Source organism: Microcoleus sp. LAD1_D3 (assembly GCF_036702135.1).
Taxonomy (GTDB): Bacteria; Cyanobacteriota; Cyanobacteriia; order Cyanobacteriales; family Microcoleaceae; genus Microcoleus.
The window spans coordinates 1-26,282 of record NZ_JAUBSB010000053.1 but is presented as its reverse complement, the minus strand read 5'-3'; the positions used below and the strand labels follow the sequence as shown (position 1 = coordinate 26,282).

The 26,282-nt window shown below is 45.6% G+C and carries 16 protein-coding genes; 10 read left to right on the top strand and 6 right to left on the bottom strand.

The genetic code is table 11. The features are described from left to right. Positions 1-16: 16 nt before the first annotated feature. Complete coding sequence (gene moeB, locus QUA74_RS23190; RefSeq protein WP_333333880.1) at positions 17-1,189, top strand: molybdopterin-synthase adenylyltransferase MoeB; 1,173 nt, start codon at positions 17-19, stop codon at positions 1,187-1,189. A 47-nt stretch (positions 1,190-1,236) separates the two neighbouring features. On the opposite strand, the gene QUA74_RS23185 is transcribed toward moeB, so the two are convergent. The 4 genes from QUA74_RS23185 to alaS all read right to left on the bottom strand — a co-directional run bounded on the left by QUA74_RS23185 (position 1,237) and on the right by alaS (position 9,310). Then, positions 1,237-2,787: a hypothetical protein gene (locus QUA74_RS23185; protein ID WP_333333878.1), complete on the bottom strand. Its 1,551-nt coding sequence runs from the start codon at positions 2,785-2,787 to the stop codon at positions 1,237-1,239. Then, positions 2,774-3,136: a hypothetical protein gene (locus QUA74_RS23180; protein WP_333333876.1), complete on the bottom strand. Its 363-nt coding sequence runs from the start codon at positions 3,134-3,136 to the stop codon at positions 2,774-2,776. The genes QUA74_RS23185 and QUA74_RS23180 overlap by 14 nt, the downstream gene beginning before the upstream one ends. A 253-nt stretch (positions 3,137-3,389) precedes the next feature. After that, complete coding sequence (locus tag QUA74_RS23175; protein WP_333333874.1) at positions 3,390-6,332, bottom strand: CHAT domain-containing protein; 2,943 nt, start codon at positions 6,330-6,332, stop codon at positions 3,390-3,392. A gap of 317 nt (positions 6,333-6,649) precedes the next feature. Then, positions 6,650-9,310 (bottom strand): alanine--tRNA ligase, encoded by a 2,661-nt coding sequence (alaS, locus tag QUA74_RS23170; protein ID WP_333333872.1) that lies wholly within the window; start codon positions 9,308-9,310, stop codon positions 6,650-6,652. A 981-nt stretch (positions 9,311-10,291) separates the two neighbouring features. Between alaS and QUA74_RS23165 the strand changes: the two genes are divergently transcribed. The 7 genes from QUA74_RS23165 (at position 10,292) to QUA74_RS23135 (ending at position 23,450) form a co-directional block, all read left to right on the top strand. Further along, positions 10,292-10,900, top strand: coding sequence for a hypothetical protein (locus QUA74_RS23165; protein WP_333333870.1), 609 nt, complete (start codon positions 10,292-10,294; stop codon positions 10,898-10,900). A gap of 6 nt (positions 10,901-10,906) precedes the next feature. Beyond that, positions 10,907-13,606: an OmpA family protein gene (locus tag QUA74_RS23160; RefSeq protein ID WP_333333868.1), complete on the top strand. Its 2,700-nt coding sequence runs from the start codon at positions 10,907-10,909 to the stop codon at positions 13,604-13,606. A 2-nt stretch (positions 13,607-13,608) separates the two neighbouring features. Further along, positions 13,609-14,145 (top strand): Rab family GTPase, encoded by a 537-nt coding sequence (locus tag QUA74_RS23155; protein WP_333333866.1) that lies wholly within the window; start codon positions 13,609-13,611, stop codon positions 14,143-14,145. Beyond that, positions 14,142-15,698 (top strand): PAS domain-containing sensor histidine kinase, encoded by a 1,557-nt coding sequence (locus tag QUA74_RS23150; RefSeq protein ID WP_333333864.1) that lies wholly within the window; start codon positions 14,142-14,144, stop codon positions 15,696-15,698. Before QUA74_RS23155 ends, QUA74_RS23150 begins: the two co-directional genes overlap by 4 nt. 57 nt (positions 15,699-15,755) lie before the next feature. Beyond that, entirely contained in the window at positions 15,756-18,542 is a 2,787-nt protein-coding gene (locus tag QUA74_RS23145) for an adenylate/guanylate cyclase domain-containing protein (RefSeq protein WP_333333862.1), read from the top strand. A gap of 83 nt (positions 18,543-18,625) precedes the next feature. Then, the gene (locus tag QUA74_RS23140) at positions 18,626-22,330 is read left to right on the top strand and encodes a PAS domain S-box protein (RefSeq protein ID WP_333333860.1); all 3,705 of its coding nucleotides are present in this window, start codon (positions 18,626-18,628) and stop codon (positions 22,328-22,330) included. Positions 22,331-22,334: 4 nt separating this feature from the next. Next, positions 22,335-23,450 (top strand): ATP-binding protein, encoded by a 1,116-nt coding sequence (locus QUA74_RS23135; protein ID WP_333333858.1) that lies wholly within the window; start codon positions 22,335-22,337, stop codon positions 23,448-23,450. 289 nt (positions 23,451-23,739) lie between these two features. Here the strand turns inward: QUA74_RS23135 and QUA74_RS23130 are convergent, their stop codons facing one another. Beyond that, positions 23,740-24,912 (bottom strand): FAD-binding oxidoreductase, encoded by a 1,173-nt coding sequence (locus QUA74_RS23130; RefSeq protein WP_333333856.1) that lies wholly within the window; start codon positions 24,910-24,912, stop codon positions 23,740-23,742. A 211-nt stretch (positions 24,913-25,123) separates the two neighbouring features. Here QUA74_RS23130 and QUA74_RS23125 point away from each other — a divergent pair, with 211 nt between their 5' ends. Next, complete coding sequence (locus QUA74_RS23125) at positions 25,124-25,402, top strand: hypothetical protein (RefSeq protein WP_333236180.1); 279 nt, start codon at positions 25,124-25,126, stop codon at positions 25,400-25,402. Positions 25,403-25,453: 51 nt separating this feature from the next. Then, positions 25,454-25,993, top strand: a complete 540-nt coding sequence (locus QUA74_RS23120) for a DUF2231 domain-containing protein (protein WP_333333854.1) — start codon at positions 25,454-25,456, stop codon at positions 25,991-25,993. Between the two features lie 67 nt (positions 25,994-26,060). On the opposite strand, the gene cutA is transcribed toward QUA74_RS23120, so the two are convergent. Next, a complete protein-coding gene (gene cutA / locus QUA74_RS23115; RefSeq protein WP_333333852.1) occupies positions 26,061-26,195 on the bottom strand; it encodes a divalent cation tolerance protein CutA in 135 nt (44 codons plus the stop codon). Positions 26,196-26,282: the final 87 nt, after the last annotated feature.

Genomic DNA, 26,282 nt, shown 5'->3' with positions numbered 1-26,282 from the left:
CGCTACACACAATATCATGCTAAATCCTAATCTGGACGAGATCCAGCTCAACAAACAAGAATACGAACGCTACTCTCGCCACCTGATCCTGCCAGAAGTTGGATTGGATGGGCAAAAGCGTCTCAAAGCTGCCAGCGTGCTCTGCATCGGTACGGGAGGCCTCGGTTCGCCGCTGCTGCTTTATTTAGCAGCCGCCGGTGTTGGCCGCATTGGGATTGTAGACTTTGATATTGTTGACCATTCCAATTTGCAGCGGCAAGTAATTCACGGCACTTCTTGGGTTGGGAAACCGAAGATTGAGTCGGCTAAAAATCGGATTTTAGAAATTAATCCTTTTTGTCAAGTTGATTTGTACGAAACTCGCGTTAGTTCCGAAAATGCGATCGACATTGCCACTCCTTACGATATCATTATCGACGGCACGGACAACTTCCCGACTCGCTATTTGATGAACGACGTTTGCGTGCTTTTAAACAAGCCCAACGTCTACGGTTCCATCTTCCGATTTGAAGGGCAAGCAACAGTTTTCAACTACGAAGGCGGCCCGAATTACCGCGATTTGTACCCGGAACCCCCGCCTCCTGGGATGGTTCCTTCTTGTGCCGAAGGCGGCGTTTTAGGCGTTTTGTGCGGAGTTGTTGGTTCTATCCAAGCAACGGAAGCTATCAAAATTATCTTGGGTCAAGGCACAACTTTGAGCGGCAGACTGTTGCTTTACAATGCCTTAGATATGACGTTCCGGCAATTGAAACTGCGGCCTAATCCAGTGCGTCCGGTAATTGAAAAGTTAATCGATTACGAACAATTCTGCGGCATTCCTCAAGCTAAAGCGCAGGAAGCGCAAGAACAACAGCAAATTTCTGAGATGACTGTCGCAGAACTTAAGGAGTTAATCGACAGCGGTGCGAAGGATTTTGTATTGTTAGATGTTCGCAATCCCAACGAGTATCAAATTGCTCAAATTCCTGGGTCGGTTTTGGTTCCTTTGCCGGATATCGAACACGGCGAAGGTGTCGCCAAGGTCAAGGAATTGTTGAACGGACACCGCTTGATTGCACACTGCAAAATGGGCGGGCGCTCTGCGAAGGCTTTGGGGATTTTGAAGGAAGCTGGAATTGAGGGGATTAATGTTAAGGGCGGAATTACTGCTTGGAGTGAAGAAGTAGACCCATCTGTACCTCAATATTAAGGCTAATCTTTTTCTGGGGCGGGTGATTTGCCCGCCCGGAACCGAGATTATTGGGGGGGCAACTGTTTATTTCTATTTAGTAGATTCTTGAACTTACCTAGTAGATTCTTGCCATTGGCCAGTAACAAAACCCCACCCCAAACTAGAGCCCCGGCACCGATACTAATCAACAATACGAAGGCAAAAGAATTAATTCCCACCTTCAGCAAAGGCAAAGCAACCATTTGATTCGGCGGGTCTTGTTTAATTAAATAAGGAGCACTTCCAGCCACCACTCCGGCTACTCCCAAACCAAAGCCGACAGCTTGAATCGTTACCTCTAGTTTCGCATCCCGATAAGCTTCTTCGATCGCCACAATAGCTCTAATTGCCTCGGTTGCTTGGTCTAGCAAGCCCGAACCGTGTTTGAAATAGCCTAAATCTGCTTGAATCTGCCTTTGAAACTGCGGGCAAGTTTCTTTGCTGAATGTTGCGAGGAAACTTAAATCGGCATCACTATCATTGTACTTTTTAGCTGCTTTGATGTCAAGACTTATTTGATTTAATTTATCTTGGTAATTTTGGGCGTTAATGGCGATCGTATTTTGGCGAAACTCCAAATCAATCAGCATTCGGGCATACTTCACAGCCCGAGGCGGCATCTCAATCATCTGAGTTTCCAGATATTTTAATTCCTCCTCCTTTAAACCCGCACCTTTCGATGGCCTCTGCTGAGCTTTATCTCGCTGCAAATACTTAAAAGTATTGTCAATATCCAGTTCAATTTGTTTGTATTCCTCGCGAGTCACGGCGTAAAGCTTGCGGCTGTCGTGATAAGCGCGAAGAATCTTATTTCGGTACAAAAACAAATCCATAAAATCGCTGTACCGCGTCTCATCCCAGATTTCATCAGTTGCGGAACTGTTGAAAAACCAGATAATAACGTGACAGTAACTATCGGGCTGACTCGGATTACCATACTCCAAAATCGGACTGCCGAACAATTCGCCTTGACGGTAAAAATCCGGCAGATTTTGACCAGAAATCAACTTTTCCAGACACTGTTTGCCTAAAGCTTGGAGAAACTGCGAATCTGCCCGCGCCGCCTGATTTTGTTCTACACTCAGCCAAGCTGTAAGCAGCAGAGTTTGCCCGAAATAACTCTGCACAAAATCCGGCATCAAGCAGTTATCGGGATTAAATTCCTTGAAGATGCTAACATCGACAGCAGGTGTTTTAATGCCGTTAACTTTTTCGGGAACAAAAATTTTTAAACCCAGGGCATAGCTGTCCTCAATTCGCAGCGGTTGGGCAAAGCCCTTGACAGGAATTTGCTGATTTTCAACCGAAATCTCCTTATCAAAGGGTAGAGAATTGCGGTTGCCAACAAATTGTTTATTAATCAGGTTAACTCGGAAGCCGACAGGTTCCTCTTTTTTGTGCAAATAGCTGTCATTAAATTTTGTACTGACTGCTAATTTAGTTTGCAAAATCTCATCGCACTTCTGCCACAGACTGGCGGATTCCACAGGGGAATTAAACTCTGATTCTATGGCGTTGCAGAGGTGAAAAGCAAATAAATAGACGTTGGGGGCATAGATTTTGCTACTTTGAGTCATTGCTGGTTTCTGATTGATTATTTGCTGCGATTTCTTGAAGTTTTTTGTAGCTATCTTCAATGCTTGTACGCAGAGTTTGAGTGATATTGATTAGTGGCCGTGTTGTACTTGGGGTGGGTTCGCCCGCATCGTCGAAATCTTTTCGCAGACAATCTCTTAATTGTTCTCCCAATCCATTCTTGCCACACCACTTGCTGATAGTAAAAGCAATGGGAAACAATTCATCATCTGCGGATTCTGCTATCTCTTCCTCTAATTGGGGTAATTTTTTCCATGCTGTCGGCAGGAAGATACTCGGATTTTCGTGCAGCCATTTGAGAAAGATAGTGATAACTTTGTCTGGTTCCATTGTAATTACTCCGGGGATTTAAAAATATAATTTTGTAGGGGCGGGCTTCACCAACAATAATTGCCTGAAATCGACAATCTTTCAAACCCGCCCCCACCAAACGAAAAATCATCATCTACATTTTAACATTCGATGCAAATTTCAGGTTGATTTGGGTTATTGGTGGTGGGAGGCGGGTTTATCTAGATTGTTGGTCATCGTTATATATTGTTTGTAAAACCCGCCCCTACAAAATCATGATGGCACACCTAACTTAATATCCCGTCGCACAGAATGCTGCCCAATATTTCGGATCGCGGAACGGCTGTTCCTCACTCGAACACACTAACCACAATTCCACACTTTCTCTAGATTTTTTATCTAAATTTAACAATCTTACCCAAACTCGCAAATCCTCCATACTCACTCCGCGCATCCAGTTTTGCGCCGTATTCAAAGCGATGGCTACTGAATCTGCCTCCGGCAATTCCTGATAAAATTTAATCATTAAAATTGCGGTGGCAAAATCATCGACAGCCCACAGACTGCTGACAACATTCATGCTACCCGCATACAAAAAACCGCTGGGTAAACCAATGTATTCATCGGTCATTGCGGTTGAGGTGGTTAACCCGGTTTCGCAGGCGGAAAGTGTGACGAGACTGCACTGCGGTAACTGCAATTCGGCAAAGATTTCTCGCAGGGTGAGGCATTTTTCTGGGATGGCTTTTCTGCCGCTGCGTAGGGTGACATAGCGCTGTTTTTCAGCGGGATGATTTGACTCTGGGGGCGGGGGTTCGGGCGGGCACGGGGGCACCGCCCCTACGGATTTGGGGGGTAATGGTTCCAGGGAATCGGCTAAGACTAGGGATGACAGCAGCGGATTGTCAAAGTTGAATACGCCGTGACAGGAAAAGTGCAGGTAGTTGGCGTTTGAGAGGTTTTCTCGGTTTTCGTTGAGGGCGGTTTTTGTGGCTTGTTTTTTGAGTAAAATTTGATGCGGATTGAATCTGGTTTTGATGGTTTCTACTTCCATGTCGGCGTTGAATAAGTCTTCGGTGGGATTCTGGAGGGCGAATAGTTGTTGCTGATTTGGTGGGGGGGAGTTTCTGGTGGTGATGCGATTTTTTACGAGTTCCAGCAGTTGCAAGCTGGGGGCGTATTTCACGCCTGCGGGGAAGCTGTCGAGGAGGTAGCCGCGAAAGTTGGTTTTTTGTTTAAATCGGGTTTCTGAGGTGAATTGTAGGGCGTGGAGGGGGAATAGGTGCAGGTAGCGGTGGGGTACTAGGATTAGTTGTTTGCAGTTGGGGGGGATGTGGGCGATTATCTCGTTTAGTCGCAGGATTTCTGAGAGTTTTTGGAGTTTTTGGGATAGGGTTTTTTGCCAGGTTGTGTTGGTGTTTTTGTTGCGGTATTCGTCGAGATAGTTGTTTTTCCAGGTTTCTAAGTCGGCTATTTCGGTTGTGCTATATGTGAGTGGTTTTATGCTGTCGCGGGTGATGATGAAGGCTGATCCGCCCCAGCTATCATCGGAGTTGGAGTTATTGCCGATGTACCATTCTATGATTGCTGTTTCGGTGTCTAAGGTTTGTTGGAATTTGGTGATGTCGATGGGTTCGACTTTTTGAGTTAGGGAGAATTCTGGTTCTCGCTGTTTTATTTGTTCCAGCAGTTGTGTTAGTTGCTGTGATGTTGTTTCTAATTTGGCTTTTTGTTGTTGGAAATATTCGGGGCTGAGGCTGCGGGTTTGGGTTGTGCGTTGTGAGGGAGAGTCTTCGGGAACCCCCCCCAGTCCCCCGTTGGTAAGGGGGGGAGAAAGAGGGGGAGGAGATGGGGTTTCTGTTTCTAGGAATTGTTGGGAGGCGCCGATTTGGCGGCGCAGGTTTTGGAGTTGCTGTTTCTCGGTGTCGGTGGCTGTTTTGGGGTAGATTTCGCTGTTGGTGAAGAGTTCGACTAGGTAGCGGGATTTGCTGCGTTCAATTGTTTGCAGGGCTTTGTCATATTGTTGGTGATTGATGCAGGATTGCATCATTTTTTCGTAGATGTTGAGATTTTGTTCGATGATTTCTCGTTTGCGTTTGTCGGATGTTATCCACTCGCGGCTTTGTTCGACTGCTTCAATGGCTTTTTCGTAGCCGAATATGGCTGTTTCCCACAAACTTTCTGCAAATCCTAAATTGCCTAGATTTCGGCCTGTTTTCAGACAGTCAATTGGCAAAGCGGTGGGAGTGCAAACTTGTAAAGATGCTTTAAAAACTTGGATCGCCTTTTCGATATTCTCACCCCGTTCTCCTTTGATTCTATCTTTGTAAGCATTTGCCAAATTATTGTGAGTCATCGCCCATTGTTGCGGGAAAGCAGGGCGGGTGTAAACTTCACTAGCTGCTGCATAAAATGCGATCGCCCTTTCGATATTCTCACCCCGTTCACCTTTGATTCTATTTCTGTAAGCTTCTCCCAAATTATTTTGAGTCATCGCCCATTGTTGGGGAAAAGCATCGCGGGTGTAAACTTGTAAAGCTGCTTCATAAAGTGCGATCGCCCTTTCGATATTCTCACCCCGTTCTCCCTTGATTCTATCTTTGTAAGCATTTGCCAAATTATTGTGAGTCGTCGCCCAATCTTGGGGAAAAGCATCGCGGGTGTAAACTTGTAAAGCTGCTTCATAAAATGCGATCGCCCTTTCGATATTCTCACCCCGTTCTCCCTTGATTCTATCTTTGTAAGCAGCAGCCAAATTATTGTGACTCATCGCCCAATCTTGGGGAAAAGCATCGCGGGTACGAACTTGTAAAGCAGCTTCATAAAATGCGATCGCCCTTTCGAGATTCTCACCCCGTTCTCCCTTGATTCTGTAACTATATTTAATACCTATACTATTTTGAAACATTGCCCACTTTTGTGAGTCACCTTCGCGAGTAAAAATAGTTAATCCTATATCCAAACAAGCAATCGCAATCTCTATGTTGCTTGCCCGACTGCCTTGCTGAAGACTTGAAAAACTTAGATTTAAATTGTATAAAATACAAGCATGATTGTATGCTTGGTCTGCATCCAAGTTTTCCAGAGTTGGAGTTGCCCACTCTCGCAGATATCGGGCAAAATCATCGTCTAATAATTCGAGATTGGCTTGCAGGATGGCGGTTTGTTCGTCGGTGTCCCAGGTGAGGAGAGATTGAATCAGGGTGAGATAGGCTTGGTGGCGTTCTTCGTTCATTTTTTACTAGCCATATTTGGATAATTGTACATTTTTTGTGGTGGGAAATCAAGGGAGTTTTTAACCGCAGATATTGGCGGATGGACTCGGATAAACGCAAATGTAAGGGCCAAAATATGCGGTAGCAGCCTGCGGAGAGGCAGGCAGACGGAAGCGATCGAACTGACGATTAGGCCCCGATCCCCCTAGCCCCCCTTAAAGAAGGGGGGGACAAGATTCCGATCAAAGTCCCCCTTCTTAAGGGGGATTTAGGGGGATCGAGACTCGGCGATAAACGAGAGATACAAAGAGTTTTTATTTCCTACAGAAAACCCAGACTAACCCAACCCTTCAACTAACAGATTGCGAGCACTTTCCAACGCTTCCTGCAACTTACTTGCATCGCGTCCCCCAGCTTGCGCCAAATTAGGCCGCCCGCCGCCTTTTCCGCCGCAAATTTGAGCAATTCCCCCGATAAACTTGCCAGCTTGCAATCCTTTCTTATTGACTTCAGGACTAAAAGCAGCCACCAAACTTACCTTATCCGGTTCAGGAATTGATGCCAAAACAACCGCAGCATTTCCTAACTTTTGCTGCAATCTTTCCGCCGCAGTTTTCAGCGCTTCTGTATCCACATCTCCCAATTGAGCTACAATGATTTTGAATTCGCCGAGATCCTCAGCCGCACTCAGCAACTGGTCGGATTTCGCGATCGCCAATTCCGACTTCACAGCAGCCAAATGTTTCTGAGTATCCTTCAACTCATTCTGCAAATTAGTAATCCGGTTCGGCAATTCTTCAGGCTTCGCCTTAAATCGATCGCCCAAATCGCGCACCACCTTATCGCGCACATTCAAATAGTCCAAAACAGCTTGACCGGAAACCGCTTCAATCCTGCGAGTTCCCGCCGCTACCCCCGCTTCGGAAACAATCTTAAACAGCCCGATTTCTGCGGTATTGCTGACGTGAGTTCCGCCGCACAATTCCATCGAAACGCCGGGAAAATCGATAACCCGCACCACATCGCCGTACTTCTCGCCAAACATCGCAGTCGCGCCTTTTTCTCTCGCAAGGGCGATCGGCATTTCTGCAACTTCCGCAGCGTGCGCTTCAGCAATCCAACTATTAATTAAATCCTCAATTTTCTGCAACTCTTCTGCTGTGACAGCGCGCGGAGAATTGAAATCAAACCGCAATCTCTCAGACGATACCAGCGAACCAGCTTGCGAAATCGAATCGTCCACAATTTTTCGCAAAGCTGATTGTAATAAGTGAGTTGCTGTGTGGTTAGCCTGAATTCGGCGGCGACCGCTATTGTCAATTTTCGCAGTAATACTATCGCCAAGTCTCAGCGTTCCCCGTTCCACAAAGCCGAAATGCACGAAGAAATCCGATTCCTTCTTCACATCATCAACTCTTACCAACAAACCCTCTCCATTCTCTCCCTGAATGCTGCCGTTCAAATAACCTTTATCCCCAATTTGTCCGCCGGATTCAGCATAAAACGGCGTTTGGTTCAAAACAACTTGTACCTCAGTACCGGCGGCTGCTTCCTCGACAGATTTACCCTCAACCAAGATAACTTCCACCTCAGCTAAACTCGACAATTCAGCATAACCGACAAACTCAGTTCCTTGGATAGTTTCAGCCAACTTATCCAAAGAACCCTGCACGGTTAAATCGATTGTTTGGCGAGCATCTTTAGCGCGAGTTTGCTGTTCCTTCATCGCTGCTTCAAAGCCCTCCAAATCCACAGATATTCCCTGTTCCTCAGCAATTTCTTGAGTCAGTTCTAAGGGGAAACCGTAGGTATCGTAAAGAGTGAAAGCATCTTGACCGCTGATTTGTTGGTTTGCTTGCTGTTTTGTGCGATCGACAATTTCCTCCAGAAGCTTCTCTCCGCGTTCCAAAGTCTTGAGAAACTGCGCCTCTTCCCTTGCCAATTCCGCCTTAATTTGAGCTTCCCGCCGCCGCACGTTCGGATAAGCAGCTTCCGAAAGGGCGATCGCACTTTCAGCCACCCGCACCGTAAATTCGCCCTGAATTCCAATCAGCCGCCCGTGGCGCACCACCCGGCGAATCAACCGCCGCAAAATGTAACCCCGGCCGACATTCGACGCGCGAATTTCGTCCGCAATCATGTGCACCACAGCCCGAATGTGATCGCCAATTACTTTCAGCGAAACCTTGACTTTATCATCGCTATTGTGGTAATCAATTCCGGCCAGTTCCGCCGCCGATTGAACGATCGGAAAAATCAAATCTGTTTCGTAATTATTGGGGACTTTCTGGAGGATTTGCGCCATCCGTTCCAGTCCCAAGCCAGTATCAATATTTTGATTTTGCAGCGGTGTTAAATTGCCCTCTGCATCCTTATTGTACTGCATGAAAACCAGGTTGTAGAATTCAATAAACCTGGTATCATCTTCGAGGTCAATATTGTCGCCTCTCTCTGGGTGAAAATCATAGTAAATCTCCGAACACGGGCCGCAGGGGCCAGTCGGGCCGGATTGCCAGAAATTGTCATCTTCTCCCATGCGCTGAATCCGATCGCCCGGAATGCCAATTTCATCGCGCCAAATCGCAAAAGCTTCGTCATCTTCTCGGAAAACGCTAACAACCAAATTCGACGCTGGTAAACCGAAAACTTCCGTGGAAAGTTCCCACGCCCAGGCGATCGCCTGTTTCTTGAAATAATCCCCGAAACTGAAGTTACCCAACATTTCAAAAAACGTGTGGTGGCGGGCGGTGCGGCCGACGTTTTCGATGTCGTTGGTGCGGATGCACTTTTGAGAAGTCGTGGCGCGCGGTGATTCGGCGGTGCGCTGTCCGAGAAATATCGGCTTGAATTGTAGCATTCCGGCGATCGTCAGCAACACCGTCGGATCTTCGGGCACCAAAGAAGCACTCGGCAACATCTTATGTCCCCGCTGGGCATAAAAGTCGAGGAATGTTTGGCGGATTTGGCTGCCACTGAGAAACTTAGGAGAAATAGACATGACAAGAACTGTTAAGTATGTAAAGATGTAGCAATAATAGAACTTACATCTATGTGGATATTTATATCATTATACTTAGTAATGTAAAGACCTATCAAGTTTTGCAAATAGTGCTTTACTCCTCCGAAAGGCCATGCTAACTTAATAATAGACACCGGGACAGAAAGAGAAAGGAGGTCGCTATATTTAGAAAGAAAATTCGAGGATATAGGCATGGTGTCTCCGGTCTAGATTCCGAGGCGCAGCAGAAATTAACCGAACACAACTTGGAATAGTGGCGAACTGCCGATCGAGCAGTCAAGCCAAACCGCAGTCGAGTGAGACTTAGTTGTAGCGGCGGATTAAAAGTAAAGCTGCACAAGTTGTACACCCTAGTAAGTAAAAGTTCTCAACCGGAAACACATCTCGTTTGTTAGAAAAAACAAAGTTCTCATATTATTGGGTCTGGTCGCTGTCGATCGGGCCCTACGCTTTTTTGGAAAGAGGGAAAGAGGGGCCGAGTTCGACTGTATAAGTGCTTTCTGTTGAGAGGAAACATCCGTCGGAGCCGATCGGCGAGCGATCGGTGCAGCTTTTGAGTTATATCTTATATATAATTAGACGCGGAGTGCGCCCCCCGCCTTTTGCCGGGGATCAAGCGCTGTGGTATGAGGCACTGTCAAGATGCGATATCATTGAAGATGTCCGTACAAGACATTAAAACCTACCCCGCTGTCCTGTATAGCAGCAAATCTACGCTTCTCTGAGCTTGCTGCAAGCCAAGGATAGCCAACCGCCATTTTTGGTGACAAGACCTGGCTCAAGAATTTGAATCTCAGGATATTTAGAGTCAAAACTCTAAAATATCCCATCCCCGACGCAGGGGTGAGAGTTCAAACAATAAAAGCCCGCCCACTCAAAAAAGCTAGTGCCGCCAACAAATGTCGTAAATCACTAGCACAGTTCTTAAACTCACAATCTGCGGAGATTCTAGGTACAAGCATGGCCGAAATAACTAAAGAAGAAATGCGCGAACGGCTGGGAAATATCGACCAGATTCGCGATATAATTTTTGGAGCGCAGCTTAGAGAATACGATAATCGCTTCGATAAAATAGATTCCGACTTGTCGATGATGCAGCAAGATATGCAAACTCGCATCGAACAAGTAAAAACAGTTCTTTCTGGAGAAATGAAGGCGGCGGTTGATTCCTTAGAAAAAAAAGTTAAATCGCTCACCTCAAACACCCAAGAAGAAAGCGCAGACATCCGCCAGCAAGTCGATCGCGTTAACCGCAAATTCTCCAGCAGCGTGGAAGCCCTCGACGAAGCTATCGACAATCAAACCAGTTCGCTTCGCAACGAACTCTCCCAAACCAGAGATCGACTATCTGAAGAAACCCGCACTTTGAAAACACAGGTTTTTGAAGAGCTAGATCGCCGCTTTTCTATGCTCAGAGATGTTAAAGTTTCCAGAGATGACATGGCAGAAATTCTGTTTGAACTCGGCATGAGGCTCAAAGGAACAGAATTTGTGCCCGAACTTAAAGGCGTTGCTGATAATAAGTTAAATAACGAATTTCTGTTGCCGGAGCGCCACCATAACGGATAATAACGCATGGCTTTACCGAAAGAAAATCCGGCTGACGAAAATGAGTTAGAGGGTTTTGTTTCTAAACCTGACGAGTCTGCTGCCGATGCAGCAACCCAGCTAGAACCCTTGCTGAATCTGTTAGTCGATCTCAAAATTATTGCAGGTTCCAACCAGCAAAATGCAGAGCCCGAAGATGACAGCAGTGGCGAAAATAATCAAGCTGGGGCCCTCGGCGGGTTGATGGATTTGTTAGGTATTTCCTCAGAAAAGCAAGAGGAAGTTCCAGCGATTGTACCCGAAAGTGGCGATCGCAAACCGAAGTCGGGCGATTCCCCGCCTGTTGCAGACGAGTTCAAAAGTTTGCTATTCGCTACTCACAAACTCAACACTTCAGAACTGGAAAAAGACTATTCCTCAGCTAAAACTATAGATGTTTCAGCGATCGCTCAGCCGGATTTGGAGGACAAATCACAGCCTGTCGAAGAATTGTCTAACTTGACAATAAAAGATTCTCTACAGGAAGTACAGGCTCAAGAATCCCACGGTATCGATCGGCATTTACAGGATGTTTCCGCTTCCGAAACCGAGTCAAAACCCTCGGAAATTCCCGATAATCCCATAGTTTCCACAGTCTCAGAGCCACCAGAAACTGGATATTTAGATGCTGCGGTGGCTTCGGATCTAGCAATTCCCAACTTACGAGAACAGCCGACAGAAATATTAGGGCAAATTAAACAGGACTTAAATGAAGCCGACAGCGCGATGGAAAGGCTGCAAAATCTGATGTTCGGCTCAAAAATGTCGGATATCGAGCAAGTGAAAAGTCTGCTGGCAGAAAACGATTTGCCGGGGGTGCGCCACCTGATGGCCACAATCGACGATAAATTAGGAAAGCTGGAGAACCAAATCTACGAGCCCCAAGAGTTGATTGAGTTGATGCTTCCTTGGATCGCAGAAATTCTCAGCCGCAAAATTGCCGATTCCAGAGAAGAAGTTGTCAACGCGATCGTCCCCATTATTGACGAAGTGATTAGGGCAAAAACTCACGAAAACAAGTCAGCAATGAGTGCGGCAATAGCTGAGCTGCTTCCCGACGCACTTGCTCAACAAATAGTGAATTCGCCAGCGGAAATTGCTAACGCGATCGCCCCAGAAATCGGTCTGGCAATCAAAGAGCAAATTCGCCTCGACCAAGAGTCGATCGCCCAGGCGATCGCCCCGGAAATGGGCAAAGCAATTACAGCCCAAATAAAACTCGAACGCGACTCTATGGTGGATGCGCTCTATCCCGTAATTGGCAGTACAATTTCCCGATACATGGCAGAAGCTATCAAGACAATCAATGAAAAAGTGTCCAATGCCATCAGCGTCGAAGGATTTCAGCGAAAAATTCGCTCCAAAGTACAAGGAGTCTCCGAAGCGGAATTAATCCTCAAAGAATCAGTACCCTTTACCGTCCAAGCAGCCTTCTTAATTCACAAAGCATCTGGGTTGATCATTTCCGAAGTTCAAAACTCAGAAAGCTACCAGTTAGAATCAGAAATGGTAGCCGGAATGCTCACAGCTATTCGCAGCTTTGTTAACGACTGTATCGTTCGGCCCGGAGAAGTTTCCGAACTAAATCAAATTGAATACGGCGACTCCAAGATTATGTTAGAAGTAGCGGGATATTGCTACATGGCAGCCGTGATTAAAGGAGAACCGCCAGACTCTTTCATCAAGAAAATACGAGAAACCGTTAGTAATCTCATCCTTAATTATGGTAAAGTAATTCACGAGTTTAACGGCGATCCGGGTACTATACCGGAGTCGCTGCACCCGTGTATAAAAACTTTATTCGACCCGCTACAAACGGAAAAATCAACCAAACCCCCGATCGCCCTAGCGGGTATTGGTTTAGCCGCCCTAAGCTTAATCTTAGTACCTTGGGGAATTTATCAGTACCGCAGCAGTGTTGAGCGCCGCCTCGAAGCAAATGCCGTCGCCGCTTTAGCCTCGACTCCCGAATTAGCAGTTTACCGCTTAGATGTTGCAGTTGATGGCAAAACTTTAAAGCTAACAGGAAAGTTGCCAAATCAAGAATTGCGGGCACAAGCAGAAAAAATAGCCGCATCAACTGCACCGAAATTGCAATTAGATAATAGAATTATAGCTGTAGATGTCCCCCCAGATCCAGTTTTGACGGCAGCCGAGGTGCAGCGGATCACCGCTGTTTTGAACCAGAGAGAGGGCGTTTCTATTTCTACTCGGTATGGCGATCGCAAACTTACAGTAGAGGGGCGAGTTAGAGACAGTGCAGACGCACAGAAAATAGCTCAGTCCCTGAAGCAAATTCCCGGTGTTCAGTCGGTCATCAGTACCGTTAAATTAGAGCCGCTGAAAATTACAACCCGCATCTACTTCGAGCAAGGAACGACAAAATTAGACTCAACAGATGAAGAAATCATCGCCAGTGTCAAAAATTTCATGGATCAATATCCTCAAAAACAGATTAAGATAATTGGGCACAGCGATCGAAGTGGAGAACTTGCTACAAATCAACTGTTGTCGCTCAGGCGTGCCGCAGCCGTGCGAGATGTTTTAGTGCGGCAAGGTGCTAACCCGAAGCGCCTCCAAACGGTTGGCATCCCCAATCCTCCTGCCGACGTGGAACCCAATCAACCACGACTTTTAAGCAGATGCGTGGTATTTGAACCAATAACTAAGGCCATAAACAGTAAATAATTATGTCAGTTCCTATATCTAAAAAAATGTGCATGATTGGCGATTTTGGCGTGGGCAAAACCAGCCTGATCCGCCGTTTTGTCGATCAGCAATTCAGCGACCAGTACCTCTCCACTGTGGGAGTAAAAATTTCCAGCAAAATCGTAGAATTAGAAGGGGTAAAACAGCGGGAAAACGTGACTGCAAAGTTGCTGATTTGGGACTTAGAAGGACATACAAAATTCAAAGGAATAGCACCGACTTACTTGCAGGGAGCTAGCGGCGTTTTAATCGTTGCCGATGTCAGCCGCTCCGAAACAGTTGAGCGAATCTCCGAACACATTCAGCTTTTTTCTGCCGTCAATCCTAAAGGGTCAATAATCGTCGCTTTGAACAAAGTAGACTTGATTGACGAGGAAAAATTGGCACTGCTAGTGGAAATGTCCCATGCGATATGTCAAGACAAAGTAATAGCAGTTTACACGACATCTGCTAAAACAGGCAAAGACGTGGACGAAATTTTTTATAAACTAGCTTACACAATGATAGAAGCAGTATGAACCCCCTTTTAAAAAAGTTATTGAACCCGCGACAAATAGAGTATTTTGTAGTAAATCACCATTTCATCATTCAGGAAACCTCCGCCAAAGTGCAGCATTATGCCGATACTCCGAGCGACGCGATACCCGGTGCAGATGCTCGCATGAGTTTTCCCGAACTGATTGGCATTGAAAATATCCTCATGTCTATCATTATGGGACGGCTACCGGGTTTTGAAGTCAAAGGTATCGCTCGGTTTGCCGACCACAACCGCCCTTTATACTTTGATATGTTGGCTATCAAACATGAAGACGAACAACAAGATGTGCCAAATAAATTGCTAATTTTGATTGAAGATACCACCGAAAAGATGGTGATGAAGCAATCGTTGATTCAGAGGGCCAATGAAGCTAATCTTTTGGTGAGCGCCTTAGCCGCTTCTAAAGATTATATAGATAAAGTTATTCGTTCGATGGGCGATGCTTTGTTGGTGACAACAACATTAGGAACTATCAAAACAATCAATCAATCGGCCCAATGGTTATTTGGGTATAGCGAAGCAGAATTGCTCGGCAACCCCCTGTCTTTAATATTACTCGAAGAAACATTGATTTGCCAAGCTCGCCACCGCTATATTTTGTCTCAGAACGAGCTGCGTAGAGAACTAGAAATAGTCGGCACTACTAAAGCAGGAGAAGAAATTTGGGTAGAATTTTCCTGTTCGCCAATTCAGACAGAATTAGAGGGACTTTACGATTTCATTTATATAGGCAGGGACATCACGGAACGCAAACAAAAAGAAATAGAAATTCGCGGCTCTTTGGCAAAAGAGCAAGAACTCAGACAGGTAAAATCTCGTTTTTTCTCGATGATTGCTCACGAATTCGGCAATCCTCTAAGTACAGTATTATTTGCTACTAAAATCCTCCAAGACTTCGGCGACGAAATCACCCACGCGGAAAAACAAAAATACCTGCAACACGTTAAATCAGCATCTCAACAAATGGCTCAGCTATTAGATGACGTGCGGTTGCTCAGCAGCGCTGAAGCCGGAAAACTCGAATTTTATCCCGCACCAGTTGACTTAAAAAAATTTTGCAGCGAGTTAGTAGAATCAATTAAAATTAGTTATGGAAAAAATCATACAATTAACTTTAGTTATCAAGAATTAGTCACGCCCGCGACCACAAATGATAACGAGTCGCAGGAAACGCAAAACTTGCCCGCACTCGATGCAAAATTGCTGCGCCACATATTGACAAATTTGCTGTCAAATGCTATAAAATATTCGCCCCTCGATAGCCATATTTATTTTGAATTAAATTGTCAGAATAATGAAGAAGTTATATTTAAAATTAAAGACGCAGGCATTGGCATTCCTCTAGAAGACCAAGAACAACTGTTTGAATCTTATTATCGAGCCAAAAATGTCGGAAAAATACCCGGTACAGGACTGGGTTTATCCATAGTCAAGCAGTGTGTAGACTTGCACGGAGGTCAAATCGAATTTTTCAGCGAGACAGGGTTAGGCACTACCTTTATAGTCAAAATTCCATTTTACCAACACAGATAAATAGATTAATTTCAGATAATGCGCTACAGAGAGCGCATTCACTACTAAAAATTCAACATGAAAACCCTGTTAAAAAAGCTGTTAGTTCCCCCCCACTTGGAGTATCTAGCACTGGATAAAGACTTTTTAATCCAAGAAACCTCTATCAAAGTGCAGCGGTTTGGCGACTGTCCCGAGGAAGTAGCCGCCGGCAACGATGTCCGCCTTCCCTTTCCCGAATTAGTGGGAACTGAAGAAATTTTAATCAATATTTTTGAAAGACGTTTGCCACACTTTGAATTAAAAGCAATCACGAGGCTATTAGCAAATGGATCGCGGCTTTATTTTGATATGTATATCGTCGAGTTCACCAAGGACGATAATTATCAGAGATTAATTATATTTTTTGAAGACGTAACCGACAGGATGGCTTTAGAACAAACTCTAGTGCAAGCTACCAATGAAATGGATATTTTATTGAGTACCTTAGCCACTACTAATAATTATGTTGAAAAAATTATTACTTCAATGGCCGAAGTTTTGTTGGTAACAACAGCCTCGGGAAAAATTAAAAAAGTCAATCAAGCGGCTCAAGATTTGTTTGGTTACAGCGAATCAGAATTAGTAGGCCAGCCAATAGACACTCTTGCTGCTGTTGGCTCCTCTTTGCAAGCAATCAGTCAAGAGGATAGTCAACAATCTCAAACTCACACCGAAGTAATTTGCCGAGGCCAAAGCGGAGAAAAGCTCACAGTTTCGTTTTCCTGTACGGCGATTTCGACTGACATTAAAGGCGTTTCTGGCTCTTGGCCAGCCGTTCAAGATTTCGTGTACATCGGCCGCGATGTCACAGATAGACAGCGCGCCCGCAAGCGACAAATAACTCAGTACGTCACCACTCGCATCCTGTCGGCATCCGAAACAATCAAAAAAGCTATAGCAGCAATCCTCCCCGTAATTTGTGACAGCTTGGGATGGGATACTGCCGAACTTTGGATGCCCGAATCTGGGGAAAAACTGCTGTCAGAAACTAAAAGAATAACTGGGGTTTCCAACCCCAATTTGCTTCGGTGCGTCGCCAGTTGGACAAAACGCTCAGTTTCTATCCCCAAATTTGCCGAATTTACCGAACAAATGACTTGTGCGTTTGGCGAAGGATTGCCCGGTCTCGTTTGGGCGAGCGGTTCCTCTCAGTGGATTGCGGATGTTACAAAAAGCGACAGTTGTCTGCGCCGCGAAATCGCTGCTGAAGAAGGACTGCACGGAGCTTTTGCTTTCCCAATTTTGGGCGACTACGACCCTGAAAATTCGGCTAAGTCTGTGTTGGGGGTGATGATTTTATTCAGCCGCGAAGTGCAGTGTTTTGATGAAGAGTTGCTCCAGATAATGACAACCATCGGCAGCCAACTCGGTCAATTTATCAAACGCAAGCAAGCGGAAATAGCTTTGCGGGAAAGCGAAGAACAACTACGAGATTTATTTGAAAATGCTACTGACTTAATTCAAAGTATTGGAGCGGACGGTCATTTTTTGTATGTAAATCGGGCTTGGCGAGAAACTCTGGGCTACAGTGAAGCAGAAATTGCTCAAATGACTGTGTTTGATATCATTCATCCCAATAGTTCCGAAGAGTATAGGGATATATTATATCACGCTATTGCCCAAAAAACGGTAAATGAAAATACTGTATATCCAGATTATATTCAAGCAACATTTATTACTAAATATCACGAGCCAATTTTGCTGGAAGGCAGTATAAGCTGTAAATTCGCCGAAGGTTCGCTAGTAGCGATTCGCGCTATTTTGCGAGATATTACTGCTCGAAAAAGGGCGGAAGACGCCCTGGCAAAATCTGTGTCCTTGCTGCAAGCAACTTTTGATTCTACTGCGGACGGTATTTTAGCTACTGACAGAAGCGGAAAAATTGTCACTTTCAATCGAGAATTTGTGGAAATGTGGGGCATACCTAATGAAGTGATGGCAATGCGAGACGACGCCACAACGATCGCCTTTGTCCTGAACCAACTCAAAGACCCCCAAGCATTTCAAGAGAGAATTGAATCGCTTTATGAGCAGCCAGAAGCCGAAAGTTACGACTTGTTGGAATTTCAAGACGGCCGATTTTTTGAACGCTATTCGCAACCGCAGCGGCTCGGAGATACAATTATCGGCAGAGTCTGGAGTTACCACGACATTACGGAACGCAAGCAAGCAGAAGATGCCCTGCGGGAAGAACAAGAAAAATCAGAAAACCTGCTGTTAAATATCTTGCCCCAGGCAATAGCAGAACGCCTCAAGCAAAACGAAACTACTATTGCCGAATACTTTCCAGAAGTGACTGTTTTGTTTGCTGACATTGTGGGGTTTACTGCTTTGTCTGCCGTCATGAATCCGATCGATCTCGTGGAGCTCCTGAATCTGATTTTCTCAGAATTCGACCTTTTGTGCGAACGGCACGGGTTAGAGAAAATCAAGACCATCGGCGACGCATACATGGCAGTAGGAGGACTGCCTGAACCCAGGGCAGACCACGCCGAGGCGATCGCCCAAATGGCCCTAGATATGCAAGCAGAAATAGCCAGATTTAATGCTAGCCATAATAAATATTTTAGTATCCGTATCGGCATTCATAGCGGCCCGGTTGTTGCCGGAGTTATTGGCATAAAGAAGTTTATTTACGATTTGTGGGGCGATACGGTAAATATTGCTTCCCGCATGGAATCTCAGGGTTTGCCTTGGCGGATTCAAGTGAGCGAAACTACTTATAAGTTAGTGGAAGACAAATATTTGTTTCAGGAGCGAGGAATGATTGAAGTTAAAGGCAAAGGGGGAATGAAAACTTATATTCTCATGGGCAGAAAATAAGGCAGGTCATCAGTCATCAGTCATCTGGCTGATGACTAAAAGTGTTGCTAAAGTTAATTAACAATACTTTTTCACCAAGACTAATGGAACTTGCTAATTTGTCGGCAAATTTACGATCGCCCGACGAAGCTGTCGATCGCCACCCTGTGACGGTTGCGCCCTCTACTTCCCTCGGGGATGCGATCGCCCTGATGCGTGGGGCGATCGACCCTTGTCCGCTGCCTAATTCACCGCCGCACTCTAACGAAACGGTAAAAGCATCGATTAGTTGCGTCTTAGTTGCCGATGCAAATCAGCTAGTCGGACTGCTAAGCCCGGAAGATGTGCTGAACTTAGCCGCGGCCGAATACGGATGGCAAGGCATGAAAGTTGCCGACGCAATGACGCGGAATTTAATTGTCTTAAAAGAATCAGAATTTAAAGATATTTCTACCGCATTTAAGCTATTTTGTCAATACTCGATTGATTGCTTGCCAATTGTGGATGAAGGGGGTGAACTCGTAGGTATAGTCAGCGAAAAAAGTATTCGCCCAGCAATGTATAGCTGGATAGAGGCACTGCATCAAGAAGTGGCAAAACTCCAGGAACAATGCGAACTGTTAGACGGTAATTGTGAACTAGAAAAACGAGTCAGCGATCGCAAAAATGCCGAAAATGCCCTGCCGCAGAGCGAGGCGCGCTACCAGGCGATTGTGGAAGAGCAAACCGAACTGATTTGCCGCTACCTTCCCGACGGTAAAATCACATTTGTCAATCAAGCTTATTGCCGTTATTTCGGCGTGCAACCAGAAAACTTGCTCGGCAACACCTTCATGTGGCTGCTCCCAGAAGTAGACCGAGAAATTTTTCAAGAACACTATACTTCTGTGTCTCCCGATAAGCCTGTTTTTACGTCCGAACACCGAGTAATTGTGCCGAGCGGGGAAATTCGCTGGCAGCAGTGGATCGATCGGGCTATATTCAACGAGAGCGGACAAATCGTCGAGTATCAAGCTGCAGGCCGGGATGTCACGGATCGCAAACAAGCAGAAATCGCTTTGCAGCAGCTCAATGCAGAGTTAGAAATGCGAGTCCAGCAGCGGACACAATGGTACGAACTGGCAGTATCGGCGGGCAAAGTGGGGGTTTGGGACTGGAATTTGGAAACCGACGAAATCTACATTGCTCCGTCTTTGAAAGCTTTGTTAGGCTATCAGGATGCAGAGATTCCCAACCGCATGGAAAATTGGGTGTCTCACGTTCATCCCGACGATCGAGTTGCAGTCGCCGAAGCAGTAAATGCTTATCTAGAGGGTGTGACAGAAATTTATGAAGTAGAACACCGGATGCTGCGTAAAGACGGCAGCACCTGCTGGATACTTGCCCGCGGCAGCGCGATCCGATCAGCGGACGGCAAGGCTTGCCGCCTGACTGGGACTGACACCGACATTACCGAGCGCAAATTGACCGAAGAAAAACTCCAAAACTCCGAAGCCGAACTGCTGGCGCTGTTTAATGCGATGACGGATATCGTGCTGGTTTTCGACGCAACGGGCCGCTACCTCAAAATTGCCCCTACGGCTCCCGAATTGCTGTACAAACCGGCTCCTGAAGTGCTGGGCAAAACCCTCGCCGAAATCTTCCCAGAAGCGGAAGCTAATTTTGCTCTGACCCACATTCGCCAAACATTGGCATCTGGGCAAACCCACAGAGTTGAATACAGGATGGAAATTGGCTGCAAGTTATTCTGGTTTGATGCTAGTATTTCGCCTCTGGATCTCGATCGAGTGATGTGGGTCGCCCGAGACATTACCGCTCGCAAACACGCAGAAGCAGCAGTGCAAAAGAGCGAGGAAAAGTTTCGCAACTTATTTGATGATGCTCCGATCGCGATCGGTTTGACAAGCGTGCGCGACTACCGCACGATCAAAGTGAATGAAGCTCACCGCCAGATGTTGGGCTACAGCGATGCGGAGTTGGCTACCATGACTTTTACTGAACTCACACATCCAGAAGATTTACAAGCAGATGTGGAGCAATTTAAGCAGTTGGTCTGCGACAAGATTCCTCGCTTCCAAATGGAAAAACGCTTGATTAAGAAAAATGGCGAGTTGATGTGGGCAAACTTGACGGTGACGCTGATCCGCGATCGCGAGGGCATTCCTCTCTACATCATGCGGGCGATCGAAGATATTAGCGATCGCAAGCGAGCAGAAATGGAATTGCAACAGTTAAAAGAACGGCTGCAATTTTTGCTGGCTTCTAATCCGGCAGTAATTTTTACGACCGCACCTACAGGAGATTTTTGTACTACTTACATCAGCGACAACGTTAAGGCAATCGTTGGCTACAAGCCCCAAGAACTGTTAGCAGATCCTAACTTTTGGTCGAGCCGGATTCACCCTGAAGATCGGCCACAATTTGTAGTAAATTTTTCGGGTTTGTCCGAGGAAAAAAATTGCATTTGCGAGTATCGTTTTCTACATCAAGACGGAATTTACCGCTGGCTGCGGACGGAACTAAAACTATTGGTTGACAGCAGGGGCATTCCGATCGAAATTATTGGTTACGCCGCTGATATCAGCAATTCTAAATACGCCGAACTCGCTAGGGGGCAGCAGTTCGAGCAAGAACGGCTTGTGGAGGCGATCGCCCGTCGCGTCCGCCAGTCTTTGCAATTAGAGGAAATTCTCAACACTACGGTTGCGGAACTCCAGCAAGTATTATTAGCCGATCGAGTTTTGGTTTATCAAATTTTACCCAAAAGCGGCGGGCGAGTCATTGCTGAAGCAGTGGCCGAAGGATGCAGCCAACTCATGGATAGATGTTTTGGCGAAGAGGTTTTTCCGGATGAAAGTTATCAGCTTTATTTGCAGGGGCGAATTTCTGCCCTATCCGAACTAGATAACCCCCGCATTACGCCTTGTGTGGTGGAGTTTATGAAACAGATTCAAGTTAGGGCAAAGTTAGTAGTGCCGATTATTCAGCACAGCCAACTTTGGGGATTGCTGATTGCCCACCAATGTGATCGCCCTCGTGAGTGGCTAGAATGGGAAATCAATTTATTTCAGCAGTTGGTGAATCAATTAGCGATCGCCATTCAGCAATCTCTGCTCTACCAGCAACTGCAAGCTGAACTGAGCGACCGCAAACAAGCGGAAGCAAATTTAAAAAACTCTCTCCGAGAAAAAGAGATTTTGCTCAAAGAAATTCACCACCGCGTCAAAAACAACCTCTGCGTAGTTGCCAGTCTGTTAGAATTGCAATCGAACACAGTTGCCGACCCGCAAGTAAGCAAAATGTTTGAAGAAAGTCAGAATCGCCTTTATTCTATGGCTCTGATTCACGAAAAACTGTACCGCTCGACTAACCTAGCCCAAATTAATTTTGGCGAATATCTCGAAGATTTGGTAAGTAGCTTGTTTCACTCTTACAATATTAGCAACAACCAAATTCAGTTGCAGGTATTAGCTGAGCCAATTTCCCTAAATCTTGAAACTGCTACTCCCTGCGGTTTAATTGCCAATGAATTGGTTTCAAATACCCTGAAACACGCTTTTCCTGATGGCACAACTGGTACAGTTAGTGTAGAATGCTATCAAACGGGCGATCAAGAAATCAACCTCTTAGTTAAGGACAACGGCATTGGCTTTCCTCAAAACTTAGATTTTCGGAAAACTCACTCAATGGGGTTTCAAGTTGTCTGCACTTTAACCGATCAGTTAGAAGGAACCATCGAAATATCCAGAGAATTTGGTACATCGTTTCACTTAAAATTTAACGAATTAAACTACTTTCAAAGATTGTAAAAATATGAGTTTTGCCGCAAAACCAATTAATATTTTGATTGTCGAAGACGAACTGTTAATTGCTAAAAATTTATCCCCAAAGTTAGAAAAATTGGGGTATCAAATCGCCGATATCGTTTCTTCAGGAGCGGATGCCATCCAGCGCGCCCGCGAACTAAGACCCGATTTAATTTTAATGGATATAGTTATCAAAGGTGACATTGACGGCATAGAAACAGCAGCAATAATTAATCAAGAATTAGATATACCAATTATCTATACAACTGCCTATGCCGACGACGAAACTTTGCAGCGAGCCGAAAATACTGGTTCTTACGGCTACCTGCTCAAACCTTTTAAAGAAAGAGAAATGCACGCCACTATCAAGATAGCACTGAGCAAACATCAAGAAGCAGTTAGCCTGAAAAAAATAATGGCATTAGCAGCAGAAAAAAGCGAAAATAGAGCGCGCTTTATTTCAATGGCTTACCACGATTTAAACACTCCTTTGACTACTATACAGTTATCGGCTGAAATGCTAGAAGATAGCGACTTGCAGAGAAACCCCGGAACTAGCAATAAAAATGTCGATCGGATTAAAAAAGCCGTCAGTAATATGAGTGGGTTGCTGGAAGATATTTTAATGCTTAGCAAAGCAGAATCAGGCAAAGTTTCCTTAAATTTAAATCAGATTAATGCGACGGATTTTTGCACATCTATTTTAGAAGAACTGCAACCTATCGTCACCGACAAACACCTCGTAACTTTCCGCACCCAAACCAATCCGGTGCACGCCAATCTCGATGCAAAACTACTGCACCACCTGTTGACTAATTTGCTTTCAAACGCCATTAAATATTCTCCAAACGGCGGCAATGTCAGTTTAGAATTAAGCTGCGAAAACCAGCAAATAATTTTGTGCGTTCGAGATGAGGGAATTGGGATGACACTGGAATATCAAGGAAAATTATTTCAGCAGTTTGAACGGGGTGCTAATGTAGGCAAGATTAAAGGATCGGGTTTGGGACTCTGCATTGTCAAACACATAGTTGACCTGCACGGCGGTACAATAAGTGTGGAAAGTGAAGTAGACAAAGGTACTACATTTATTGTCGCGCTGCCTTTTTTAGTTAGTAGTTAGTAGTCAGTAGTCAGTAGTCAGTAGTCAGTAGTCATTAGTCATGTCCGGTAAAATAAGCACAATACTTGTAGGGGCGGGTTTCACCAACAATCTATCATCCAGACTAACAATCTACATAAACCCGTCCCCACCACGCGACAGAATTTCATCGCGGACAATTCAACCGAGATGAGATAAAAGTATCGGGGGGGCGGGTTTATGAGATTGTAGATTACAGGCAATTATTGTTAGTGAACCTGCCCCTACAAAATTCATACAAGTCTGAATCCTGCCGGACATGATATCATTTTTAAGCAAATCTATTGGGAGACAAAAGCTCGATCGCCCTATCTTCTTCTCCCCCCGCCGCATTCGCAAATCGCTCAGCTAAAGCAGGTACAATAGCCAAAGGATTGCTGAGACCCGAAAAAACGTGCAATCCAGGGCGATCGGCAATCGGCCCCACTACAGGCAAATTATCCGCGCTAAATGCCACAATACACTCGTGCCAAGTTGCCGGTAAATGTGCCAAATCCGGCAAAACTTTGCAGATTCCTGCACGAATTGCCCTTTCGCTAATTTCGCGATCGACTTTAGCATTCAAATCGCTCAAAGTGCGAGACAATTGCCCGATCCGCAAACTCCCATCATTAAATTGAATGGCACCCGAATCTAAAATCGGCGACAGCAACTCCTTACCAGGTTCATCCCAAAGAAAATCAACCTCATTTCTACTAGATTTAGCTTCCAATTCAAAACGTTTTAATATCGCAGGCATCACCAAAGTTCTGAGTTTAAAATCCACAGGTGCAGTTTCCAAAATCTCCGTGCGAGTAAAATAAACTCCCACAGAAACACCAGCGGCTTTCAGCAAACTCCGACTCCAACCTCCAGCACAAACAACAGCATTTTCACAACGATAAATTCCCTGCGCCGTCTTGACTCCCGAAATCCGATTTCCCTCTTCTATAAACCCAATTACTTCAGCAAATTCTATCGTTCCTCCCAACCGTAGAAACCCTTGACAATAAGCTTTATTTGTGGCAGTAGGCGAAATGTGACCGTGACGCACAGTCAGAGCTCCGGCGATCGCACTTTTATTCAACAAAGGTTCCAACTCCCCAGCTTCTGCAACGCTCAAAAGCTGCGGAACAATCGCAAAATGCGCGTAATTAGCCACCGCTTTTTCGGCATCAGTACCCGCATCAATTGTCAGCAACAAATCCAACTCGCGCAACTCAGTATCAGCCTCTAATTCCGCCGATAAATTGCGGTGACGTTCGATACCTTCCCGACACAATTGACGAGTTAAATCAGTCGTTCCCGACCAATAAGCCAAGCCGCCATAACTAAAACGAGTAGCATTTTGCATGGTAGCATCTCGTTCCAAAAGCAGGACAGCAAAACCTTTTTTTGCCAGTTCGTAACTCAGTGACGCACCCGTAATGCCAGCGCCGACAACAATCCAATCGTAACTTTTCATGGGCAACTCAAAGGGAAGGAAAATATCATGCTTAGATTTTAGCTTAGGTTTTTTCGGAACCAATCGAAAAACCTCTACCTACAGGAAGAGGCTGCCTGCGATCGCCCTAACTGAAACTTCCACCCGTCGGGAGATGTTTGGGTAGAGATATTTTTCGTTCAATAGTAGGAATTAGAGTCAACAAAAAATTAGAAATACCAGAGAGGTTTTTATGAGTATCGACAAACCAGGCAAAGATATGGAGCGCACGGTCAATCCGGGCGATCGCATTTCCGACGAACCGCAAACCATCGAAGAAAAAGCCCAGCAACTGGCGGTAGACCACGTGCCAGACATCACGGGCGATGTTGTTACAGTTCCAACTTATGTGATCGTAGAAGAACCCGATGGGGAAAAGAAAGCCCTGCACCACGTCAAAGACGCCGAGGAAATTTCCGACGTAATTCGGCAGGCCCGCGTTGACGAAAATGGCGAGCGGATTTGGGATTAAGTTCACTCCAATAAAAACGGTTTTGTTGTACAAAAGTTATCTGTAGAAATCATGGAAACAAATCAAAGAAATAGTACGCCCTATCCCAATCTTCCGCCGATTCTCGAAAGTGACGACGCAGAGTATCGCGACGCCGGCATTACGAGTTCAGTTGCAATTGCAGGCCATCCGCTTCACCCCGTGCTCGTACTGTTTCCGGTAGCCTTTTTAGTAGGAGCCGCCGGCACGGACATCGGTTATTGGCTGACAAGCGATCCGTTTTGGGCGAGAGCTTCGGTTTGGCTGATCGGTGTTGGTTTTGCTGCGGGGATTTTGGCCGCAATCACGGGCTTTTTAGATTTTTTCAAAGTTAAAAGAGTGCGCGATCGCAGTGCCGGTTGGTTGCACATGGGGGGCAATGTGGCGGTTATGGTACTTACCCTGATTAACTTGCTGTTGCGCCAAGGAAATCCGGCTGAGCCGATCGTATATACAGGTTTAGCAATATCGATCGTCGTTGCAGCTTTGCTGGGCATTACAGGCTGGTTCGGCGGTGAACTAAGTTTTCGCCATAAAATCGGCGTCATCGGCCCTACCAGTCATAATTCTTAGGTTTCTGACCATTTGTAGTAGGGACTTCCGTCCCTCTTCATTTGACACTTTAGGACTAAAGTCCTTACTACAAACTTAAAGATTGTCCCAGCCAATTGAGATAAGCATCGCTGCCAGCGATAATAGGAATAGCAATAATTTCGGGAACTTCATAGGAATGGAGTTCCTGAACTTTTGTTTTTAAAGCCTCAAATTTAGCCAAATCAGTTTTAACTGGAGTTTAGACTAAACAGCTATTAAATCGCGATCGTCACTGCACTCACCAACGGCAACGGTCGCTGGTGATAAG